The following is an 18,488-nucleotide window of genomic DNA, read 5'->3' on the forward strand; positions in this document are numbered from 1 at the left end:
CAGGCACGGGCGCCGCGGCCGTCGCACAGGGCGGGCGAAGAGCGGCGTGAACGGTGGCGTCCACCACCGGATCGACGGGGTCCGTCCTGGTCCCCGCGGGTGCGGGGACCAGGACGGAGGGTTCACCGGTGCCGGGCTGCGGTCACCGGGGTGGGGTCACCTCAGGGAGCGAGCCGGTATGCGTTCGTGATCGTCTCGCGCACGGTGTTGCCGCTTTTGTCCTTCAGGTCCACCCGGAAGGACGTGGCCTTGGCGGTCGCCGGGTGCTTCACGCTCACCGAGCGCGCACCCTTCGCGTCGGTCGTCACGGTGAGCGCCTTCCAGGTCCGGCCGCCGTCGTAGGAGACCTTCACGGTCAGTGCGGCGACCTGCCCGGCCGCGGCGGCCTTGCCGCTCAGCTTCAGCGGCACCTTGAGCGTGCCGCCTGCCGGAGCCGTCCCGTGCAGGGTCAGCTTCGGCGCGAGCCGCACCGTCGACAGCGGGAGCTTGACCGTGTTGTCCGATGTCGGCCGGGCCGAGCTGAACGTCCACACCCCTGCCACCTTCGTACTGGTGGAGGTGTCCTTGGTGGAGCGGCTCGCCTCGACCGTGAGACGGTACGCGGCGGTGGCGGCGGGAACCTCGGCGCTCAGCCAGTCCGTGGCCGAGCCCTCGGCCAGGATCCGCCCGCCCGATTCCAGCCGGGCGAAGCCGCCGGTGACGATCGAGGACCCCAGGTTGCCGCCGCCGTCGTTGAACAGCGGGATCCTGGCGTCGATGTAGTCGCCGTTCCGCCTGGCCCCCTGCTCCTCCTGCGCGCCCCCCGCGGCGAGATCGGGGCCGACCACACCGGTGTTGAACTTCAGCGTGTGGCTGGAGCCCGGCTTGTAGGTCACCTTGTCCTTCGTGTAGATCATGCGTACCTCGCTGTCGGCGTTGAGCTGCGAGGCGGTCCAGGACCAGCGCACGCCGGCCGTGCTGAGGTAGTGCGTGGTGCTCCGCGGCAGGCTCTGCTCCTGCGGTTCCTGGATTCCGACGCCGCTCCCGAGCTCGTCCAGTGGCGTGATGTGGACCAGGCCCTTGGCTCCGGTGACGGAGGCGCCGAAGCCGAGCTTCACCTCGGCGACCTCGGCCCGGGTGACGGTGCGGGTCAGGCCGGTGAAGAAGCTCCCCTTGCGGTTGAAGGCGAGCCGGTAGTCGACGTTCTTGCCGGCCGCGCCGGGCGTCTTCCACACCCCGTTGAACTGGGCCCGCATCGTGGCCGATGCCGGGCCGAGGGCGGCGGTGCGGATCGGCGGCACCCCGCTGGTGGACCAGGAGTTGGCCAAGCCCACGGCGTCGTCGTAGTAGCCCACCCTGGAGGTGACGAGCTTGGCGGCCGGATCCGGGGCCTTCACGGCGAACGGCTTGGCCTTGCGGGAGTCGAGGGTGACCTTGACATCCTTGGTCACCTCCAGCACCGGCTGGACGAAGAAGCCCAGCTCGTTGTCCTGGGCGAAGACCAGACTGTCCAGCTGGTAGGACCCCTTGGGCATCCGCTGGACCACCGTGCCGTTCGCGCTGAACGGGAGCTCGACGGACTCGCCGACCCCGCCCACGGTTCTGATCGTCGTCGAGTACGCGGCCGGGCTCGCCCCGTCGGCGTCGATGTGCCGCACCGTGACGTCGTACGACTCCACCTCCCGCTCGACCACCAGACCGGTGCGCACCTGCTGGCCGTCCCCCGACGCCAGCACGGTGCCGCCGAACATGCCGTCGGCGGCGCCCTTGCGGGTGTCGGCGGTGACGGTGGTCGTCGCCGTGCCGCCGGCCGGAACGGTCAGCTGGGCGTCCTTGACGGTGAACATGCCGGCCGGGGCGGGGTCGCCCGACGGACCGACGCCGGAGGCACTCAGCTTCAGGGTGACGGCCTGGGTGCCGTAGTTGCGGTAGGTGAGGGTCTTGCCGGCCGGCTTGTCGTCGGCGTGCGGCCAGGCGTGTGTGCCGAAGCCGAGAGAGCCGGGCTCGGAGACGACCAGGGCCGTGGCGGCGCGCGCCAGATCCACCCGGCCCGCGCCCTGCTGGTGGGCGTTGAGCCGCGGGTTGGGCTTGGCCGAACCGGTCAGGAGCGCCTTCAGCCGGGCTCCGCTCCAGTCCGGGTGCTGCTGGAGCACCAGGGCGGCGGCGCCCGCGACGTGCGGGGAGGCCATCGACGTGCCGGAGAGCGGCACGTAGTCCTCGCCCGACGGAGGCTCGCTCTGCGTGGTCAGGGCGGCGGTGATGTCCACGCCGGGGCCGGTGATGTCCGGCTTGGGTGTGCCGTCGAGGTTCGGGCCGCGGCTGGAGAAGTCGGCGATCTGGTCCTGCTTGTCCACGGCGCCGACGGTGAGCGCCTCAGGGGCGCTGCCGGGCGTCCCGAGCGTGCGGGGCCCGTCGCCGTCGTTGCCCGCGGCGATCACGAACAGGGCCTTGTCCGAAAGCCGGGCGACGGCCGCCTCCATCGGGTCGACACCCGGTGCGTCGGGGGAGCCCAGGCTCATGTTGACGACCTGCGCGCCCTGGTCGACGGCCCACTGCATACCGGCGACGATGCCCGAGCGGTGTCCGAAGCCGTCATCACCGAGGACCTTGCCGTCCAGCAGCTTCACGCCGGGCGCCACGCCCTTGAAGCGTCCGCCTGACTTCGCACCGCTCCCGGCGAGGATGGAGGCCACGTGCGTACCGTGCCCGAAGCGGTCCTTGGCGTCGGGGGACGTGCTGAAGTTCTTCTCCGCTGTCTCGACGCCCTTGAGGTCCGGGTGGGTCTGGTCCACGCCCGTGTCCAGGACCGCCACCTTGATGCCCTTGCCGGTAAAGCCCGACTCCCACATGGCGGGCGCACCGATCTGCGGCACACTCTCGGCCAGGGTGGCCCGCACCTTCGCGTCCAGCCAGACATGGGCGACGGGCCGCGTGGGAGCGGCCGTACCGCCCGCCGTACGGGCCGAGGAGGCGCCGGTGACGGCCGCCCACAAGGCCGGGGCACCGGCCTTGGGTGCCTCGAAGGCCTCACCGCCGACCGCGGGCAGCGCACGACGCTTCCGGACGATGTCGCCCGCGAACGGGTCGCGGGCGGCGCTGCGGGCCCCTGCTTCGGCGCCGTCCTGCCGGTAGCCGACGATCAGCGGCAGCGTGGTCCGGTGCGCGTCGTCGTAGCCGTCCCTGACCAGCTGCGCGACGTCGAAGAGCTGCCGGTCGAGCACGCCGTCGGCGACCGGGCGCAGGGCGTCCTGCGGGACGACGTACGTGTGACCGGCCTCGCGCCGCACCGAGAAGCCGATCCCCCCGCGGCCCTCGCCGCGCACGAGCCGCACCACCTGACCGTCGGCGCCGACGTCCACCCGGTCACCGGTGATCAGCGTCACGGTCGCCGGCGGCTTCGCCTTGGCCTTCGCCGAGACCTTCGTCCCCTCCTGCGTGGCGGAGTCGGCGGCCTGGGCCGACTGACCGCCGCCCGACACCGCGCCCGCGACCAGCGCCCCGGCCACCATGGCGGCCAGAGCCGCCGTTCTCGCGCGTACTGTGGATCCCATTCGCGTTCCCCCGTCTCGTGTGCATGCCAAAGCGTTCTCCGGTATCACGCGGAGGGGAGGCGCCCGGTTCTCGGCGGCACTCACCAATTGGTGGAGAGGGACAGGCAGTCGAACCGAAGGACCTGGAACTGACGAGTGGCCGACAGGCGGCACCGGCCCGCGCCGGCCACCACACGCGGCCGGGCCCGACGTCGTGTCAGCGCGGCGGCCCGGCGACGGGACAGGTGTCGTCCACGGCGAGGGAGAACTCCAGCTCGGGCCGGTCCCACATCACGGCGGGCGGGTTCGCGGCCACTGTCCCCGTGAGCACCGCGCCCACACTGCGGTAGAAGCCCTCGGCGGGGGGATGCGACACGACCTGGACGCGATCGAGCCCGGCCGCCCGCGCCTGGGACTTCATGTGCGCGACGAGCAGCCGTCCGATGCCACGTCCCTGCGCCTGGTCGGCGACGAAGAGGAGGTCGAGTTCCGGCGGGACGAGGATGAGCGAGTAGAACCCGAGTACGTGGCCCTCGTGCCCGTCGGCCGCTACGGCTACGAAGACTCGGTGGGCCTCGATGTAGTCCGGACCGACACGGTAGCCCGCGACCATGGCCGCGTACTGCCCCTCGTAGGCGCTTGAGCCGCGCACGAGCCGCGTGAGCCGTTTGGCGTCCCGCGCGGCGGCCCGCCGGACCGAGACCGATCCGACCCGGTCAGTAATACTCCGATTCATCCGCAGAGTATTACGTACGGGGGAGTGCCGCCCAGCACCGGGTGAGGCTGCGCGGACCTGCCCGAGTCGTTGCGTGACGGCGCGCAGACCATGAGAGGCCGGCACTGACCGATCGCAAGGACACACTCACTCGGCAATCGCCGTAGGGAAGCACCTCGGCGGGCGGAGAGGAGCGAACCAACGCCCGGTCCCGGCAGATGGATGGGGCCGCCCTGGACGCCGACAAGACCAACTTGACACCTTGATAGGCGAGTTGCTCGCTGGCGTGGCGCGCCTCGGTGGGCCCGGAGACGACACGGGGCCCGCCGAGGCGCTCGAAAATCAGCTGATGCAGACCAGCCCGAGCACGCAGAGGCCCGAGGGCGAGGAGTCGGACGAGGAGTCGGACGGTGACGTGGTCGGCGACGAGGTGTCCTCGCCGCTGGCACCGGTGCCGGGTGTGGCCGAGGGCGTGGGCGTCGCCGAGGCTGTCGTTTCGGTGGCGGTGTCCGTGGCCTCGGACACCGTGGAGGCGGCCTGAGACTCGGCAGAGGGCGTCGCCGCCGTCAGGGGCGTCGTGACGTCGGTCCGCCGTATCGCCTTGGTCGCCGGCGTGGCCCGGGGTGCGTCGGCGGCCTGCTCGTGCGGCGCGTTCGTCGTGGCGGAGTGGGTGGCGGGCGACCTGTGCCGGGACGCGTGCGTCCCGGTCGGTGTCGACGAGGCCGGGGTGGGCTCCGTGGCCTGTTCCTCCGCGATCCCCATGGCCCTGTTGTCGGGCGCGGATGCCGCCTGCGTGCGATCCGTGGACTGTCGGCTCATCGAGGCGACGGTCAGGCCGCCGCCGACCAGGGCGACCGCGGTGGCCACCAGCGCCCTGCGCTGGGTCTTCTTCCAGCGTTCCCGCTGGCGACGCCGCGCCGCCCGGCCCGAGGGCGCGGGGGAGTCCGGGCTGTCGTACGGGTGCTCCTGCGGTGCCTCGCCGATCTCCTCCGCACCGGCTTCCGCGACGGGTTCCGTGTCGTGCCACAGGTCGGACGGTGCCGGCCATGCCGCTGCGGCCGTTTCGTCGGCGAGGGGAGCGATGTCCGGCGCGTAGACGCCGCACCCGGGGCACATCAGGGCGCCGTTGAGATGCCGACGGCACGTGGAGCAGTAGTCCATCTACGGTCTTCCTGTGTTCAGTTTCGTACGGGCGAGCGAGCCGCGAGAAAAGATAGCGAGGCTTTCGAAAGGGTGTGTGCAGCCTGTGTGGCACTTCTGCGCAGATCTGTCCGGAGCGTGATCACCGGAGGACACATCCACACGCCGTTTCCATGGCGTGCACGGCATTGGCCCGCTTCTCGGCTCGGTAGGTGCTGCTCAACTGCGGTGCAGCCGTGGTGAGTTCACTCCGGCCGGTCCGCGACCGGTTGTCCGAACTCGTGGTGACGCGCGACGGCAGGCCTGATCCCGTGGACGACGCGGTGCTCGCCGACTCGGTCGGGCTCGCGCTCGTCGTCGTCCTGGAGCCGCTCGGGCCGAGCGAGCGGCCGGCGTTCGTGCTCCACGGCCTGCTCGCGGCGTCGTTCGGTGAGGTCGGCCAGGTCCTCGGCAAGTCCACCGCTGCCACCAAGGTGCTCGCCGGCCGCGCCGGTGGGGAGGCGCGGGAGGGATCCGGCGGATTCACACGGTGCTCACCAGCTGATTCCGGCTGCCACCGGCAGGTGATCGCTGCCGGTGGCAGGCAGTACCCACGAGTTCTCCGGCTCCACGCCCCGGACCAGGATCTGGTCGATCCGCGCCACCGGGAACTTCGCCGGCCAGCTGAACCCGAAGCCGTCCCCGGCCGAGTCCTGGGCCGAGCGCAGGTGCGAGGTGATGGCGGCGAACGCACGGTCGTCCATGGTGCCGTTCAGGTCGCCGAGCAGCACCACCCGCTCGTTGTGCTCGGCGGCGATGGCCTTGGCGAGCGCCTGCGCGCCACGGTCCCGATCGCCCGTCGCGAAGCCGTTCCCGGGAAACACCCGCACGGACCCCAGGTGGGCCACATACACCGCCAGCGGACCCTGATCCGTGGCCACAGTGGTGCGCAGCGCCCGGTTGTAGGTCATCTTGATCTCGACCGGCTTGGCATCCCCCAGCGGCCCGTAGTCCATCTCGGTGTCGACCGCCCGGGTGTCCGACAGCGGCAGCTTGCTCCACAGCCCTACCGTGCCCTGCACCGTGTGGTAGGGATACGCGTTCGCCAGCTCTCTCTCGTACAGGGGCTTCGCCTGCGAGGTGATCTCCTCCAGGGCCAGCACGTCCGCGCCGGAGGTGGCCAGGTCGCGGGCCGTGCCCGTCGGGTCGGGGTTGGCGGCGTCGACGTTGTGGCCGACGACGGTGAGGTCGCCGCCCGAGTGGGACTTGTCGATGAGCAGTCCGCCGAAGAGACTCAGCCACACCACGACCGGCAGCAGCAGCGCGACCACCGCGGCGGCGGAGCGGCGCCACAGCGCCCCGGCCAGCAGCACCGGCACGAACAGGCCGAACCACGGCAGGAAGGTCTCCACCAGGCTGCCCAGGCCCCCGCGGTCCGTGATCTGCGGGTGCAGCAGCATGAGCAGGCCGAGCAGCAGCGCCAGCGCCGTGAGCACCGGGCCGCGCTTCCAGGGTCCCGGCCGGCAGCCGATACGGATGACCCCGCGGATGCCCGCGAGCCAGGTACCGGAGCCGGCGTCCTGGCGGCCGGCGTCCTCCTGTCCGACCGGCTCCGCCGTGTCGACCTGCACCATCGTCCGTCCTTGCTCACTGCCGGTCACTCTTGCATCCTCGGGTCCTGGGTGGGGTCGGCATACCGCCGCGGGCAGCCGTGATCGATCGCTTGGGGGCGCAACTCGTAGTGCCAGGGTTCGTTCCGGTAGATCTGACAGAGCCCGTGGTCGGCGCCGTGTTCGGACAGCCACGCCGTCGCATCGAAACGCCCGATGTCGACGGCCTGTCCCGACACATGAGGAGACGTCTTCGCGGTGGCCACCCACCGGGCGGCCTCGGCTTCGGAGCCGTACTGGGAGACCGCCTTGCGAAGAAGCCGGTCCTGGTATGCGGGGGAACGCCGGCCACTGGTGACGTAGAGGGCGAGTCCGTCGCCCGCGGCAGCCTTCGCGGCCTGTCGGAGGGCTTTGAGCAACCCCGGTTCGAGGTTGGCCACCGCCGGGATCTCGTCGTCGAAGACCGTCGTGCCGTTGGGGACGGACCCGTCGGCCTCGGCCAGCGCACCACGGGGCTCACCGCGAGGAGTCTTCGGGGGCGGGAGGTCCGAGGAGAACGAGGGCGGGGCGACCGGGGAATCCGACGGTGATGGAGCCGGGTGATCCGAGGGCGATGCGGCCGGGAACGAGGAGGAAGACGATGCATCCCGCGCCTGGTGGCCCAGGACCGCGGTGATCACTGCCGCGACGACCATCAGGCCGACGACAAGGAGCCGTCGAATCCGGCGGCGCGGTGTTCGTACGGATGGCGGGATCGGAGTCATACCGCCAGTCAAGGCAGCGCGGTGTTGCCGGCGGGTATGGGATTTTCGATACGCCGACGATATGCGCCGGCTCGTAGCATCGAGACCATGCGTGTTCTGGTCGTCGAGGACGAGCCCTATCTGGCAGAAGCCATCCGCGATGGCCTGCGCCTGGAAGCGATAGCGGGTGACATCGCAGGTGACGGCGACACCGCCCTGGAACTGCTGAGCATCAACACCTACGACATCGCCGTCCTCGACCGCGACATCCCCGGCCCCTCCGGTGACGAGATCGCCAAACGTATCGTCGCCTCCGGCAGCGGCATGCCGATCCTCATGCTCACCGCGGCCGACCGGCTCGACGACAAGGCCACCGGGTTCGAACTCGGCGCCGACGACTACCTCACGAAGCCTTTCGAACTCCAGGAACTCGCGCTCAGGCTCAGAGCGCTCGACCGCAGGCGCGCCCACAACCGACCGCCGGTGTGGGAGATCGCGGGTCTGCGGCTGGACCCGTTCCGCAGGGAGGTCTACCGGGACGGCCGCTATGTCGCGCTGACGAGGAAGCAGTTCGCCGTGCTCGAAGTCCTCGTCGCCGCCGAAGGCGGTGTCGTCAGCGCCGAAGAGCTCCTGGAACGGGCGTGGGATGCGAACGCCGACCCGTTCACCAACGCCGTGCGCATCACCGTCTCGGCACTGCGCAAGCGTCTCGGCGAACCCTGGATCATCGCCACCGTGGCGGGTGTCGGCTACCGCATCGACACGCAACCAGCCGGCGGACACGAGGGAGACGAGCGTGGATAGGCCACCTGGGGTGAGCGTGCGCCTCAAACTCACCCTCAGCTACGCCGGGTTCCTGATGGTGGCCGGCGTCCTGCTGCTCGCGGCCGTGTGGGTGTTCCTCCTCCGCTATGTCCCCGACCGTGCGATGCTCATCAACGCCGATGACAGGCCCACGAACGGTGTTTTTCCCATCCGGTCCGCCCTCCTGGACATTTTCGCGCCGAGGGCAGCGGCAGTGATGGCGTTCCTGTTGGTGTTCGGCCTCGGCGGAGGGTGGATCCTCGCCGGCCGCATGCTCGCCCCCCTGACCCGCATCACACACGCCACTCGCATGGCCACCAACGGATCCCTCTTCCACCGCATCCGGCTGCCCGGCCGCAAGGACGAGTTCCGCGAACTCGCCGACGCCTTCGACACGATGCTCGCGCAGCTCGAAGCGCACGTCGCCGAACAGCGGAGATTCGCAGCCAACGCCTCCCACGAGCTGCGCACTCCGCTGGCCATCTCGAAGGCACTTCTCGACGTGGCCCGCAGTGACCCGAACCACGACACCGGCGAACTCGTCGACCGCCTCCACGCCGTCAACACCCGAGCCATCGACCTCACCGAGGCACTGCTCCTGCTCAGCCGCGCCAACCAGCGCTCCTTCACCCGAGAGAGCGTCGACCTGTCCCTCATCGCCGAGGAAGCCACCGAAACACTGCTCCCCCTCGCGGAAAAGCACGGCGTCACCCTCAAGGCCAACGGTGACATCACCCCCACGAGCGGATCACCGGCGCTCCTGCTGCAACTGACCACGAACCTCGTGCAGAACGCGATCGTCCACAACCTGCCCGGACACGGCACCGTCTGGGTCCACACCGGCGTCCGCCCCGACACCGTGCTGCTCACTGTCGAGAACACCGGCGAGACGCTCACCCCGGAGCTGGCCTCGACACTCACCGAACCGTTCCAGCGCGGCACCGAACGCGTACACGCCGACCACGCGGGCGTCGGCCTGGGCCTGGCCATCGTCAAGACCATCACCCAGGCACACGACGGAACCCTCACCCTCACCCCGCGCCCTGCCGGCGGGCTCCGCATCACTGTGGAGCTCCCCGCGACGGCCTCGCCCACCGCCAGGTGAGGAATCAGAGAACCGATACGCGGCCACCCCCATGTTCCACGGGGCATGGTGGGCCACCGTTCCTGCAGCTCCGCCCTGTCGTACCAACGTGGGTCGACCTCGCGTACGTGCGCGACCTCGGAGGGTCGATCGCGTACGTCGGCGTGCCGAGGTCCTCGACCTGAGGCTCCTGGGGGCAGGGGGCTGTCTCGCGGTGCCCGCCACGACAGGCCGCCTCTTCGGTCCCCAGCGGTAGCGGTCTCTCGCGCTGTGCGCAGGACCGGAGCGCGCGGTTCACCGCCGCGGTAGCCAGGCGAGGCGTACCGGGCGGGAAAGCCGCAAGGCGGACCCATGCCGGGCTGTGCGCGTAAGGCCAGTCGGCAGTTCCGTCGCCTCGGCTCGCCGCCCGCTCGTGGTCTCTCCTGCACCGCGCCGCACGCCACCTTTCCCGGATTGCGGGGCGCGGCCACTTGCCATCGGTCGACGACCCCTCTATGGTCGTACGAACGTAAGGCATACGGACGTAATGCAAAGAATGAGGGAGTTCGTGATGACAACAACTCGGCCGGTGGCGCTGGTGACAGGTGCCTCATCGGGGATCGGCAAGGAGACGGCCCGTGCCTTCGTCGCGGCGGGCTTCGAGGTGATCGGAACCGGCCGCAAGACCGCCGGACTCACCCCGCCCGCCGGTGTGACGTACGTCGACCTCGACGTGGCCAGTGACGATTCGGCCACCGCCGCGGTCACCGAGGTGATCGACCGGTTCGGCCGCATCGACGTCCTGGTCAACAACGCGGGCATCGGCTCGGCGGGCGCCGTCGAGGAGAACTCCGTCACCCAGGCCCAGAACGTCCTGAACATCAACGTCCTCGGTGTCATCCGCATGACGAAGGCCGTCCTGCCGCACATGCGCGCCCAGGGAGGCGGACGCGTCATCAACATCTCGTCCGTCCTCGGGGTCGCCCCCCAGCCCTTCATGGCCCTCTACGTCGCTTCGAAGCACGCCATCGAGGGCTACTCCGAGTCACTGGACCACGAGGTCCGCGAGCACGGGGTCCGGGTCCTGCTCGTCCAGCCCGCCTATACCAGGACCAGCTTCGACACCAACGCCGTGCAGCCCGACACCCCGCTGCCCCTGTACGCGGAGCGACGGCGCGTCTTCGACGAGGTGATGGCGGTCGCGATGAAGGACGGCGACGACCCCGCCGTCGTCGCCCAGGTGATCGTCACCGCGGCCACCGACAAGAAGCCGAAGCTGCGCTACACCGCCGGCCCGCTGGCCTCACGCGTCACCACGGCGCGCCGCCTCGTCCCCGCGGGAGCGTTCGACAAGCAGATCCGCAAGAACAACCGCATGCCCGCCTGACCTCCAGGTCCCATCTCAAGGGCGCCGATTCCACCCGGATATCTGCGATGTGCCCGACCGCTCCGATGGCGCCGCAAGCCCATTGACCAGTCACCCGTTGATTCACCTGGTCCGTTCCCGTCTTGGGTGGACCGGGCGACTCCGTCCTGACCAGCGCGGACGGCGTCTCCTCGCCCTTCGCGACGGCGGTCCACGGCGACAGGCTGCACACCGACGACGGCGGGTCCCGACCCCACGACCCGAACCTTCCAGACCGGGAGGATCAACTTCGCCGCCCTCCCCGCAGGCGCGGCACACTGACACGACCAGGGCGGTATCCGGAGCGCAAGCCCCGGCCGCGATGGAGGAACACATCGTGCGCTACCCGAAAGAACACAAAGAGCGGACAAGGCAGCGGATCGTCGAGACGGCCGGTCGCCGGCTCAAGCGCAACGGCATCAACGGCTCCGGAGTCACCACGCTCATGAAGGACGCGGGGCTGACCAACGGCACCTTCTACGCCTACTTCGCGTCCAAGGACGAACTCGTCGCCACCGCGGTCGCCGACCAGATGCGCGCACAGCACGCCGACATCGTCGCGCAGGCGGCGCCCGGCCGGGCCGGCCTTGAGCAGATCGTGCGCTGGTACTTCTCCGCCGAGCAGCGCGACAACATCGAGGACGGCTGCCCCAACGCCGCCCTGCTCGACGAGATCGGACGCTCCACGGACCCCACCCGACAGGCGTACACCGAGGGCGCGCTGGTCCTCGTCGACGGCTTCGCCGCCCGCCTGGCACCCCACGATCCGCCCTCCGCGCGTCTGAGGTCACTCAGCCTCCTCGGCATGATGGCCGGGACGATGCAACTCGCCCGGGCCCTGACCGACCGGCAACTCTCCGACCAACTCCTCGAGCAAGGCATCCGCAACGCCCTCGCACTGCTGGATGCCGAGCAACACGACTGAGACCCCCCGGCGGATCGATCACGTGGCCGGCCTGGGCGAACAGGTTCGGCGGCCCCCTCGACCACCGCATCCGCGGCACCGTCGAGTTCACCGCCGCAGTGGCAGACGAGTTGCGCGCCTGCCGCACCGTTGTCCGGATCTCTCGCGGCAACCCGTTCGACGACATCGCGGAGCGCGACACCCACGCGCTGAACCCGGCACACGCGCGCCCTCGACCTACTCGACCGCGCCCGCGTACGCACCGCGGCTCCGCTGAACACCCCGGCCCCGCCACCTCCTACGGCGGCCGCGAGGCCGGCGACACCGACCACCCCACCCGCACCGCCCGACAACAGTCCCGGCTCTACCGGTCCTGGCGGGCCGGTATGCCCAAATGACCCCATGGAGGCATCACATGTCCGAGCACGCCGCAGTCGAACTGAGCCCGGAAGCAATCCAGTTCGCGGAATGGCTGGCCACAGGAGCGAATCCCCCCTCCGAGCTGGAGGCGGCGCGCATCCAGGCGGAGCAAGTCCATCTCGCGGCCCGCGAGCCGGAAGGCGTCACCTATCGGGAGGTGGACGCGGGCGGCGTGCTGGGAATCTGGTGCGAACCCCTCGACGCCAACGCGGACCACGTCCTCCTGCACACGCACGCCGGGGGCTCCGTACTGGCCTCGGCACACGTCGACCGAAAGCTCGCCGGCCATATCGCCAAGGCCGCAGGAGCCCCCGTCCTGGTCCTGGACTTCCGGCGCGCGCCGGAACACAAGTACCCGGCGCAGGTGGACGACGCGGAGGCGGCCTTCAACTGGCTGCTCTCCGAAGGGTATGAGCCGGGCAACATCATCACGATCGGCCACTCGATCGGCGGGTTCATCGCCGTCGCCCTCGCCCTTCGCCTCCGGGACGACAAGCAGCCGCTGCCCGGCGCCATCGTGTCGATCTCCCCCTGGTGCGACCTCGAAATCGCTCACGAGACCATCACGGCCAACGCCGGGACGGACAAGATCCTCAGCAAGGATCTGCTGACCTTCTTCCGGGATGCCTGGATCGGCGGCACGGGCATCGAGTTCACGGACACCCGGATCAACCTCAACCGGGCGGACCTGAGCGGCCTGCCCCCGACCCTCGTCTCCTGGGGTACCTACGAGGTCCTGGCCGGTGAGGACGAGGAGTTCGCCGCCCGCGTCAAGGACGCCGGAATCGACACGACGACCGTCGTGGTCCCCGGAGGCCAGCACTCCTACGTCTACGGCGCCGGCCGCATCCCGGAGACCGACGCCGCCATCGCGCAGATCGGCGCCTGGGTCCGCGAGAAGACGAAGATCTGACCGACAGACCGGTCCCGGTCCGGCAGGCGCGAAACCCGTGCGCCTGCCGGACCGGGACGTGGACGCACGCCGGGACCGAGCCCGGCATCGGTGCCGAGCGCCCCGCACACGACGGTAGGGGCACCCGGTGTCGGGTGCCCCTACCTGCGGGGTCGGGAAGGCGTCCTTCCTCAAGGGGGGAGTAGAGGATTCGGCCTTCCCGAGGAGGAGGAAGAGTCGCTCTCCCGGTGTGGGGGAGGGAAAGGGGCCCTTCGGGCGGGGGGTGACCGTTGGCCGACGCGGCGGGAGTCACATCTCCGGTGGTCTGTCCGCCTTGGTCAGTCGTTCGAGCGGTCGGCGGTGACCTTGCCGGAGTCGGGGTTCACGCGCCACTCGCTGCCGGTGCCGTCGGCGGCGGTGGTGTCGACGTCCCAGGCCTGGTCCCTGCTCTCCTCGTCGAGGTCGAGGGAGGTCACCGTGCCCTTGGCGGCGGCGGCCTCGGCTGCCTCCGCGGCGGTCACGGAGCTGCCCTTGAGGGCGGCACGGATCTGCGCGGTCTCGGCGGCGTCGTCACCGTCGTTGTCCTTGTCGATGTGCGAGCCGAGGACCTTGCCGTTGGCCGGGTCGATCTGGACGCTGTGCCAGGTGCCGCCGTTGGCCAGTACGTCGACCTCCCAGACGTGAGCCGTGCCCTCGTCGTCGAGGTCGGCCGAGACAGCCGTACCAGCCGTGTGCTTCAGCGCCGCCTTGATCGCGTCCGTGGCCGTGATCTGTCCGGCCTTCGCCGCGGCGGAGTTCTCGGCCTTGTCGCCGGCGTCCTCGTCCGTGGAGCGGGCGGCCTGGTCCCCGGCCTTGTCCTTGGCCGTGTCGTCGGTGTTGTTGACGTCGTCGCCGTTCGACACCGTCACGTTCTTCTTGGCCGGCCCCTCGTCGTCACCCGAGAGCGCGATGGCGGTCGCGGTGCCCCCGCCGATCAGAGCGGCGGCCGCGATGGTGGAGATGACGATGTTGCGCTTCATGGGATTCCTCCGGAATGCGAATGACTGCAACCAATAACGGATGGTGTTGTCGGTTGCAGTCGGCCTGTCCGCCTCGTCTGCTTTCGACGTGACCCAATCTGGCCGACCGACGCTGAAGCGAACCTGAAGCCCCCTGAAGGCCTCTTCAGGTTCGATTTGCCAAGCTGAACGCATGCGTCTGTTGATCGTGGAAGATGAGAAGCGGCTCGCGCTGTCGCTGGCCAAGGGCCTGACGGCCGAGGGGTACGCCGTGGACGTCGTCCACGACGGAATCGAGGGCCTCCACCGGGCGAGCGAGGGGGTCTACGACCTGGTGATCCTCGACATCATGCTGCCCGGCATGAACGGCTACCGCGTCTGCGCCGCCCTGCGCACCGCCGGTATCGATGTGCCGATCCTGATGCTCACCGCCAAGGACGGCGAGTACGACGAGGCGGAGGGCCTGGACACGGGCGCCGACGACTACCTGACCAAGCCGTTCTCCTACGTCGTCCTCGTCGCCCGGGTGAAGGCGCTGCTCAGGAGACGCGGCCCGGCGGGCGGAGCCTCACCCGTGCACACGGTCGGTGATCTGAAGGTCGACACCGCCGCCCGGCGGGTGTTCCTCGCGGACGAGGAGATCACCCTGACCGCCAAGGAGTTCTCCGTCCTCGAACAGCTCGTGATGAGAGCCGGTGAGGTCGTCTCGAAGTCCGACATCCTGGAACACGTCTGGGATTTCGCCTACGACGGCGACCCGAACATCGTCGAGGTCTACATCAGCACGCTCCGCCGCAAGCTCGACTCCGCGCTCATCAAGACCGTACGCGGGGCCGGATACAGACTGGAGGTCCGCCCGTGAAGCGCCTCGGCTCCGTGAGCGCGCGTGCCACCCTCGCCGCGACGCTCGTCGTCGCCATTGCCCTGGTCGCAGCGGGCACCGCCGTGCTGCTCTCGCTGCGGTTCACCCTCACCGACAAGGCGGATGCCGAGGCCGACTCCGTCGCCCGCAACGCCGCTTCGGCGCTGGCGAACGGGTTCGCGTACGACCAGCTGAAGTTGCCGGACGGCGACGAGAACCCCGTAGAGGTCCTGGACCGCGACGAGAAGCCCGTCGCGGTGGGCGAGGACGTCGAGGGCATGAACGTGACCGCCGCCGCCTCGGACCGGCTGAACTCCGAGACCAACGACGACGCCGACGACAGGGCGGAGGGCGATCGGGACACCGAGGACAACGACGCTCTCACCGCCGGGGAGGTCACCGACGAGACCTGGTACGGCGAGGGCACCGGGACCGTCGAAGGGGTGACGGCGACGTACCGGTTCGCCGCGGTCGACGTGATCACGCCAGGAGGTGTCCTGCTCACCGTCTACGCCGGCGCCCCGCTCTCCACCCAGGAAGAGGCCGTCGACGTCGCGTTGACGACGATGCTCATCGGGCTGCCCCTGCTGCTGCTGACGGTCAGCGGGGTGACGTACGTCGTCACCCGGCGGGCGCTGCGCCCGGTCGAGGGCATCCGCGCCGAGATGGCCGCCATCACGGCCTCCGAGGACCTGTCACGGCGTGTCCCCGAGCCGGACACCCACGACGAGATCGCCCGCCTGGCCCGCACGACGAACGAGACCCTCGCCGCGCTGGAGACCTCGGTCGCGCGGCAGCGCGCGTTCGTCGCCGACGCTTCGCACGAGTTGCGCAGCCCCATCGCGTCCCTGCGCACCCAGCTCGAAGTGGGCGCCGCGCACCCGGAGCTGCTGGACCTGGACGGGGCCGTCGAGGACACCGTACGACTGCAGAACCTCGCTGCCGACCTGTTGCTGCTCGCTCGTCTGGACGCGGGGGAGCGGCCCCCACCGGACGCGCGCTTCGACCTGGCGAAGGTCGTGGCGGAGGAAGTGTCCTCCCGGGACGGTGTGAGCCTCGACGGCGTCGAGTCCGTCGAGGTGCGCGGCTCCCGCAACCAGATCTGCCGCGTCCTCGGCAACCTCCTGGACAACGCCCAGCGGCACGCCCGCGACCGTGTCGCCGTCACTCTGCGCACGGACGCCGGCCAGGCGGTCCTCCAGGTCGCCGACGACGGCTCGGGCGTTCCCCTCGCCGACCGCGACCGCATCTTCGAACGCTTCGTCCGCCTCGACGAGTCCCGAGCCCGGGACGACGGCGGCGCCGGCCTGGGCCTCGCCATCGCACAGGACATCGCCCTACGCCACAGAGGCACACTGACCGTCACCGACACCCCCGGCGGAGGCGCCTTGTTCGAACTCAGGCTGCCGCTCACCTAGTCCGGCCGGAGATCCGTCGGCAGAAGCAGGCGAAGGAGCGCAGAACCTGTTCGACGGTCTGGGTCCAGTCTCCAGTTGAATGGCATGGGCCCTTCGCTCCGGTCCTTGCCCCTGCGCGGATATGCGGCTCCAGGGCCTGACACCCACGATGCGAGCAGCACTTCACCCCGACCGGCTCCCCACGGATCGCCGGATGCCGGTCGGGGTGCCGCAACAAGCGGGCTCAGCCCGGTGAACGAGGCCAACTCAGGACGCGCCGACGCCGTGTCCACGGCACCGGACCGGCAGACCCCGTGAGCAAGCCTCCCCGTCTCAGCGGAACTCGTGGACCACGCGGATCTCACCGACGATATGGGCGTTGAAGTCGTCCAGTTCCTCGGCCGGAACCCAGAGCTCAAGGATCGTCTGCCCGCCGGCCTGTTGGACGGGATACCGGCTCAAGAACTCCGACTCGACCTCGAAGCGGGTGACGAAACCGGCGCCATCGTGCTGCACGTTCCAGTCGCGCGCGATCCTGACCGCGTAGTCCTCGTTGAGGACCGGGTAGAAGATCGGCTGCTCGGGCAGCCGAGGCGGCCAGGCACGCCAGTTCAGCTCCCGCACCAGATCCAGCTCCTTGGGGCCGGTGGGGCGCCACAAGGTCGTCGTCGGGTGTCGGCTGGCCATGGACATCACTCTCTGAACGCAGGCCGCGGTGCGGCGGGCCGGGGAGACCGGACGATACCGGCACCGTGAGCTCGACAGCTACGCAGTTTCCGCACCACGGGCGGCAGTTGGGGGAGACGCTTAGGGAAGGCGAAGACCGGCGGAAAGTCACTGCCCTTGTCGAGTACGTCGGGGAAGCTGAACAGTGCGGGTGGCGTAAAGGTTGTTGACGAGGCCGCCGACGTCCAGGCGGCATGAGTTCCCAGCACCCCCGCGATTCACTGAACCGCGTTGCTCAGCCACCCGCTCCGGACACCGTGAGCGGGCGTACCGCCGGTTCGAGCAGTGACAACGTTCGCTCCCCTGCGTCGAGGGCGGCACGGATACCGACCGGCATCGGCAGATTCGGGCCCGCGTGTCCGAACTCCACGTTGCCCAGGACCGGGATGTCGCGGTCGCCGAGGACGTCCAGGACGAGCTCGGCCAGGGTCGGACCGCCGGGCGAACCGAGTCCGTCGATCGCCTCCGGAACGCCCACGACCGTGCCGGAGATCCGATCGAGAATCCCGCTGTGCCGCAGGATCTGCAGATAGTTCCACACGTGGGATGCCTGGCCGCCCAACTCCTCCCAGAACAGCACCGCGCCGTCGAAGCATGCGAGGGGCAGCGCGAACGGCGTCGCCTGCGCCAGCACGATGCGGTTGATGACTCCGCCGATCAGCCGGCCTTCGGCCCGCCCGGCACGCCAGCACTCCCACGACGGGCCTGCGGGGAGCGCGCCGATCGGCTCCGTTCCGGTCAGCAGCGTCGAGTACAGCTTCCCGAGCTCCTCCCGGCGGGCCGCTGATGCTCGGTGCCAGTGCCCTCCGAGGCCGGGCGTGGCGACGTCGGCATGGAACCCGACCAGGCCCGTGCGCGGCTAGAGCACCAGGTGCAGCAGTGAGATGTCGCTGTAGCCGAGGATCGGCTTGGGGTCGGTTCGGATCGCGTCGAAGTCGATCAGGTCGAGGTATCCGAACACCGTATGACCGCCGTCGTGCGCGACGATCGCGCGTACCTCGGGATCACGCAGCAGGTCGTTGAACTCCTTGGCGATCACGTCCGGCCGAGCCGCGCTCCACCAGCGTTGCCGTCCGGCTTCGAGGAGTGGCGCGAGACGTACACGGAATCCCATCCCTTGGAGCTCGGCCACCGCCCGTTCGAGGTCGGGCGCGTATCTGGCATCGAGCGGCCCGGACAGTGCTGCGATGACGACGAGGTCTCCGTGTGCCAAAGCGCGAGGTCGAAGCAGTTGGGGCAGTGACGTACGGGTCATCGAGGCAGTGTCCCGACACCCGTGACGACACGCTACTCATTTTGGCGGGAGACCGACACGGCCGTA

The 18,488-nt window shown here is 70.0% G+C and carries 18 protein-coding genes; 8 read left to right on the forward strand and 10 right to left on the reverse strand.

Annotation, left to right across the window (positions count from 1 at the left end; all coding sequences use genetic code 11):
• Positions 1-161 precede the first annotated feature (161 nt).
• From ACZ5VD_RS36895 to ACZ5VD_RS36920, 6 genes are all read right to left on the reverse strand, one after another.
• A complete protein-coding gene (locus tag ACZ5VD_RS36895) occupies positions 162-3,530 on the reverse strand; it encodes a S8 family peptidase (RefSeq protein ID WP_468684842.1) in 3,369 nt (1,122 codons plus the stop codon).
• Positions 3,531-3,726: 196 nt separating this feature from the next.
• A complete protein-coding gene (locus ACZ5VD_RS36900; RefSeq protein ID WP_468684843.1) occupies positions 3,727-4,245 on the reverse strand; it encodes a GNAT family N-acetyltransferase in 519 nt (172 codons plus the stop codon).
• Positions 4,246-4,566: 321 nt separating this feature from the next.
• Positions 4,567-5,385 carry an SCO2400 family protein gene (locus ACZ5VD_RS36905; protein WP_468684845.1) on the reverse strand — a complete coding sequence of 273 codons (819 nt, stop codon included), beginning with the start codon at positions 5,383-5,385 and terminating at the stop codon, positions 4,567-4,569.
• Positions 5,386-5,609: 224 nt separating this feature from the next.
• Positions 5,610-5,771 carry a hypothetical protein gene (locus ACZ5VD_RS36910; RefSeq protein WP_468684847.1) on the reverse strand — a complete coding sequence of 54 codons (162 nt, stop codon included), beginning with the start codon at positions 5,769-5,771 and terminating at the stop codon, positions 5,610-5,612.
• Between the two features lie 126 nt (positions 5,772-5,897).
• Positions 5,898-6,977 (reverse strand): endonuclease/exonuclease/phosphatase family protein, encoded by a 1,080-nt coding sequence (locus tag ACZ5VD_RS36915; RefSeq protein ID WP_468684849.1) that lies wholly within the window; start codon positions 6,975-6,977, stop codon positions 5,898-5,900.
• A 23-nt stretch (positions 6,978-7,000) separates the two neighbouring features.
• A complete protein-coding gene (locus ACZ5VD_RS36920; RefSeq protein ID WP_468684851.1) occupies positions 7,001-7,648 on the reverse strand; it encodes a M15 family metallopeptidase in 648 nt (215 codons plus the stop codon).
• Positions 7,649-7,804: 156 nt separating this feature from the next.
• Here ACZ5VD_RS36920 and ACZ5VD_RS36925 point away from each other — a divergent pair, with 156 nt between their 5' ends.
• The 6 genes from ACZ5VD_RS36925 to ACZ5VD_RS36950 all read left to right on the forward strand — a co-directional run bounded on the left by ACZ5VD_RS36925 (position 7,805) and on the right by ACZ5VD_RS36950 (position 13,205).
• Entirely contained in the window at positions 7,805-8,500 is a 696-nt protein-coding gene (locus tag ACZ5VD_RS36925; protein WP_468553454.1) for a response regulator transcription factor, read from the forward strand.
• The gene (locus ACZ5VD_RS36930; protein ID WP_468684853.1) at positions 8,493-9,605 is read left to right on the forward strand and encodes a sensor histidine kinase; all 1,113 of its coding nucleotides are present in this window, start codon (positions 8,493-8,495) and stop codon (positions 9,603-9,605) included. The genes ACZ5VD_RS36925 and ACZ5VD_RS36930 overlap by 8 nt, the downstream gene beginning before the upstream one ends.
• Positions 9,606-10,134: 529 nt before the next feature.
• Entirely contained in the window at positions 10,135-10,950 is an 816-nt protein-coding gene (locus ACZ5VD_RS36935; RefSeq protein ID WP_468684854.1) for an oxidoreductase, read from the forward strand.
• 352 nt (positions 10,951-11,302) lie between these two features.
• Complete coding sequence (locus tag ACZ5VD_RS36940; protein ID WP_468684912.1) at positions 11,303-11,893, forward strand: TetR/AcrR family transcriptional regulator; 591 nt, start codon at positions 11,303-11,305, stop codon at positions 11,891-11,893.
• A gap of 98 nt (positions 11,894-11,991) precedes the next feature.
• On the forward strand, positions 11,992-12,270 hold the full coding sequence (locus ACZ5VD_RS36945) for a hypothetical protein (RefSeq protein ID WP_468684856.1): 279 nt from the start codon (positions 11,992-11,994) through the stop codon (positions 12,268-12,270).
• A gap of 17 nt (positions 12,271-12,287) precedes the next feature.
• Positions 12,288-13,205 (forward strand): alpha/beta hydrolase, encoded by a 918-nt coding sequence (locus tag ACZ5VD_RS36950; protein WP_468684857.1) that lies wholly within the window; start codon positions 12,288-12,290, stop codon positions 13,203-13,205.
• 317 nt (positions 13,206-13,522) lie between these two features.
• Here the strand turns inward: ACZ5VD_RS36950 and ACZ5VD_RS36955 are convergent, their stop codons facing one another.
• Positions 13,523-14,203, reverse strand: a complete 681-nt coding sequence (locus ACZ5VD_RS36955; RefSeq protein WP_468684858.1) for a PepSY domain-containing protein — start codon at positions 14,201-14,203, stop codon at positions 13,523-13,525.
• A 172-nt stretch (positions 14,204-14,375) separates the two neighbouring features.
• Here ACZ5VD_RS36955 and ACZ5VD_RS36960 point away from each other — a divergent pair, with 172 nt between their 5' ends.
• On the forward strand, positions 14,376-15,044 hold the full coding sequence (locus ACZ5VD_RS36960) for a response regulator transcription factor (RefSeq protein WP_468553460.1): 669 nt from the start codon (positions 14,376-14,378) through the stop codon (positions 15,042-15,044).
• On the forward strand, positions 15,041-16,462 hold the full coding sequence (locus ACZ5VD_RS36965; RefSeq protein WP_468553461.1) for a sensor histidine kinase: 1,422 nt from the start codon (positions 15,041-15,043) through the stop codon (positions 16,460-16,462). Before ACZ5VD_RS36960 ends, ACZ5VD_RS36965 begins: the two co-directional genes overlap by 4 nt.
• Before the next feature lie 312 nt (positions 16,463-16,774).
• Here the strand turns inward: ACZ5VD_RS36965 and ACZ5VD_RS36970 are convergent, their stop codons facing one another.
• The 3 genes from ACZ5VD_RS36970 to ACZ5VD_RS36980 all read right to left on the reverse strand — a co-directional run bounded on the left by ACZ5VD_RS36970 (position 16,775) and on the right by ACZ5VD_RS36980 (position 18,422).
• Positions 16,775-17,128, reverse strand: a complete 354-nt coding sequence (locus ACZ5VD_RS36970) for a hypothetical protein (RefSeq protein ID WP_468553462.1) — start codon at positions 17,126-17,128, stop codon at positions 16,775-16,777.
• A 274-nt stretch (positions 17,129-17,402) separates the two neighbouring features.
• Positions 17,403-17,801, reverse strand: coding sequence for a hypothetical protein (locus ACZ5VD_RS36975; RefSeq protein WP_468684860.1), 399 nt, complete (start codon positions 17,799-17,801; stop codon positions 17,403-17,405).
• A 225-nt stretch (positions 17,802-18,026) separates the two neighbouring features.
• Entirely contained in the window at positions 18,027-18,422 is a 396-nt protein-coding gene (locus ACZ5VD_RS36980; RefSeq protein WP_468684863.1) for an LD-carboxypeptidase, read from the reverse strand.
• Between the last annotated feature and the right edge of the window lie 66 nt (positions 18,423-18,488).

It is taken from the genome of Streptomyces sp. NPDC032822 (assembly GCF_055578825.1).

Bases quoted from the DNA above. Each gene is read 5' to 3' on its own strand.
- ACZ5VD_RS36905 (WP_468684845.1), bottom strand. From the start codon at position 5,385: ATGGACTACTGCTCCACGTGCCGTCGGCATCTCAACGGCGCCCTGATG.
- ACZ5VD_RS36920 (WP_468684851.1), bottom strand. From the start codon at position 7,648: ATGGTCGTCGCGGCAGTGATCACCGCGGTCCTGGGCCACCAGGCGCGG.
- ACZ5VD_RS36960 (WP_468553460.1), top strand. From the start codon at position 14,376: ATGCGTCTGTTGATCGTGGAAGATGAGAAGCGGCTCGCGCTGTCGCTG.
- ACZ5VD_RS36950 (WP_468684857.1), top strand. From the start codon at position 12,288: ATGTCCGAGCACGCCGCAGTCGAACTGAGCCCGGAAGCAATCCAGTTC.
- ACZ5VD_RS36980 (WP_468684863.1), bottom strand. From the start codon at position 18,422: ATGACCCGTACGTCACTGCCCCAACTGCTTCGACCTCGCGCTTTGGCA.
- ACZ5VD_RS36900 (WP_468684843.1), bottom strand. From the start codon at position 4,245: ATGAATCGGAGTATTACTGACCGGGTCGGATCGGTCTCGGTCCGGCGG.
- ACZ5VD_RS36895 (WP_468684842.1), bottom strand. From the start codon at position 3,530: ATGGGATCCACAGTACGCGCGAGAACGGCGGCTCTGGCCGCCATGGTG.
- ACZ5VD_RS36925 (WP_468553454.1), top strand. From the start codon at position 7,805: ATGCGTGTTCTGGTCGTCGAGGACGAGCCCTATCTGGCAGAAGCCATC.
- ACZ5VD_RS36935 (WP_468684854.1), top strand. From the start codon at position 10,135: ATGACAACAACTCGGCCGGTGGCGCTGGTGACAGGTGCCTCATCGGGG.
- ACZ5VD_RS36915 (WP_468684849.1), bottom strand. From the start codon at position 6,977: ATGGTGCAGGTCGACACGGCGGAGCCGGTCGGACAGGAGGACGCCGGC.
- ACZ5VD_RS36970 (WP_468553462.1), bottom strand. From the start codon at position 17,128: ATGGCCAGCCGACACCCGACGACGACCTTGTGGCGCCCCACCGGCCCC.
- ACZ5VD_RS36955 (WP_468684858.1), bottom strand. From the start codon at position 14,203: ATGAAGCGCAACATCGTCATCTCCACCATCGCGGCCGCCGCTCTGATC.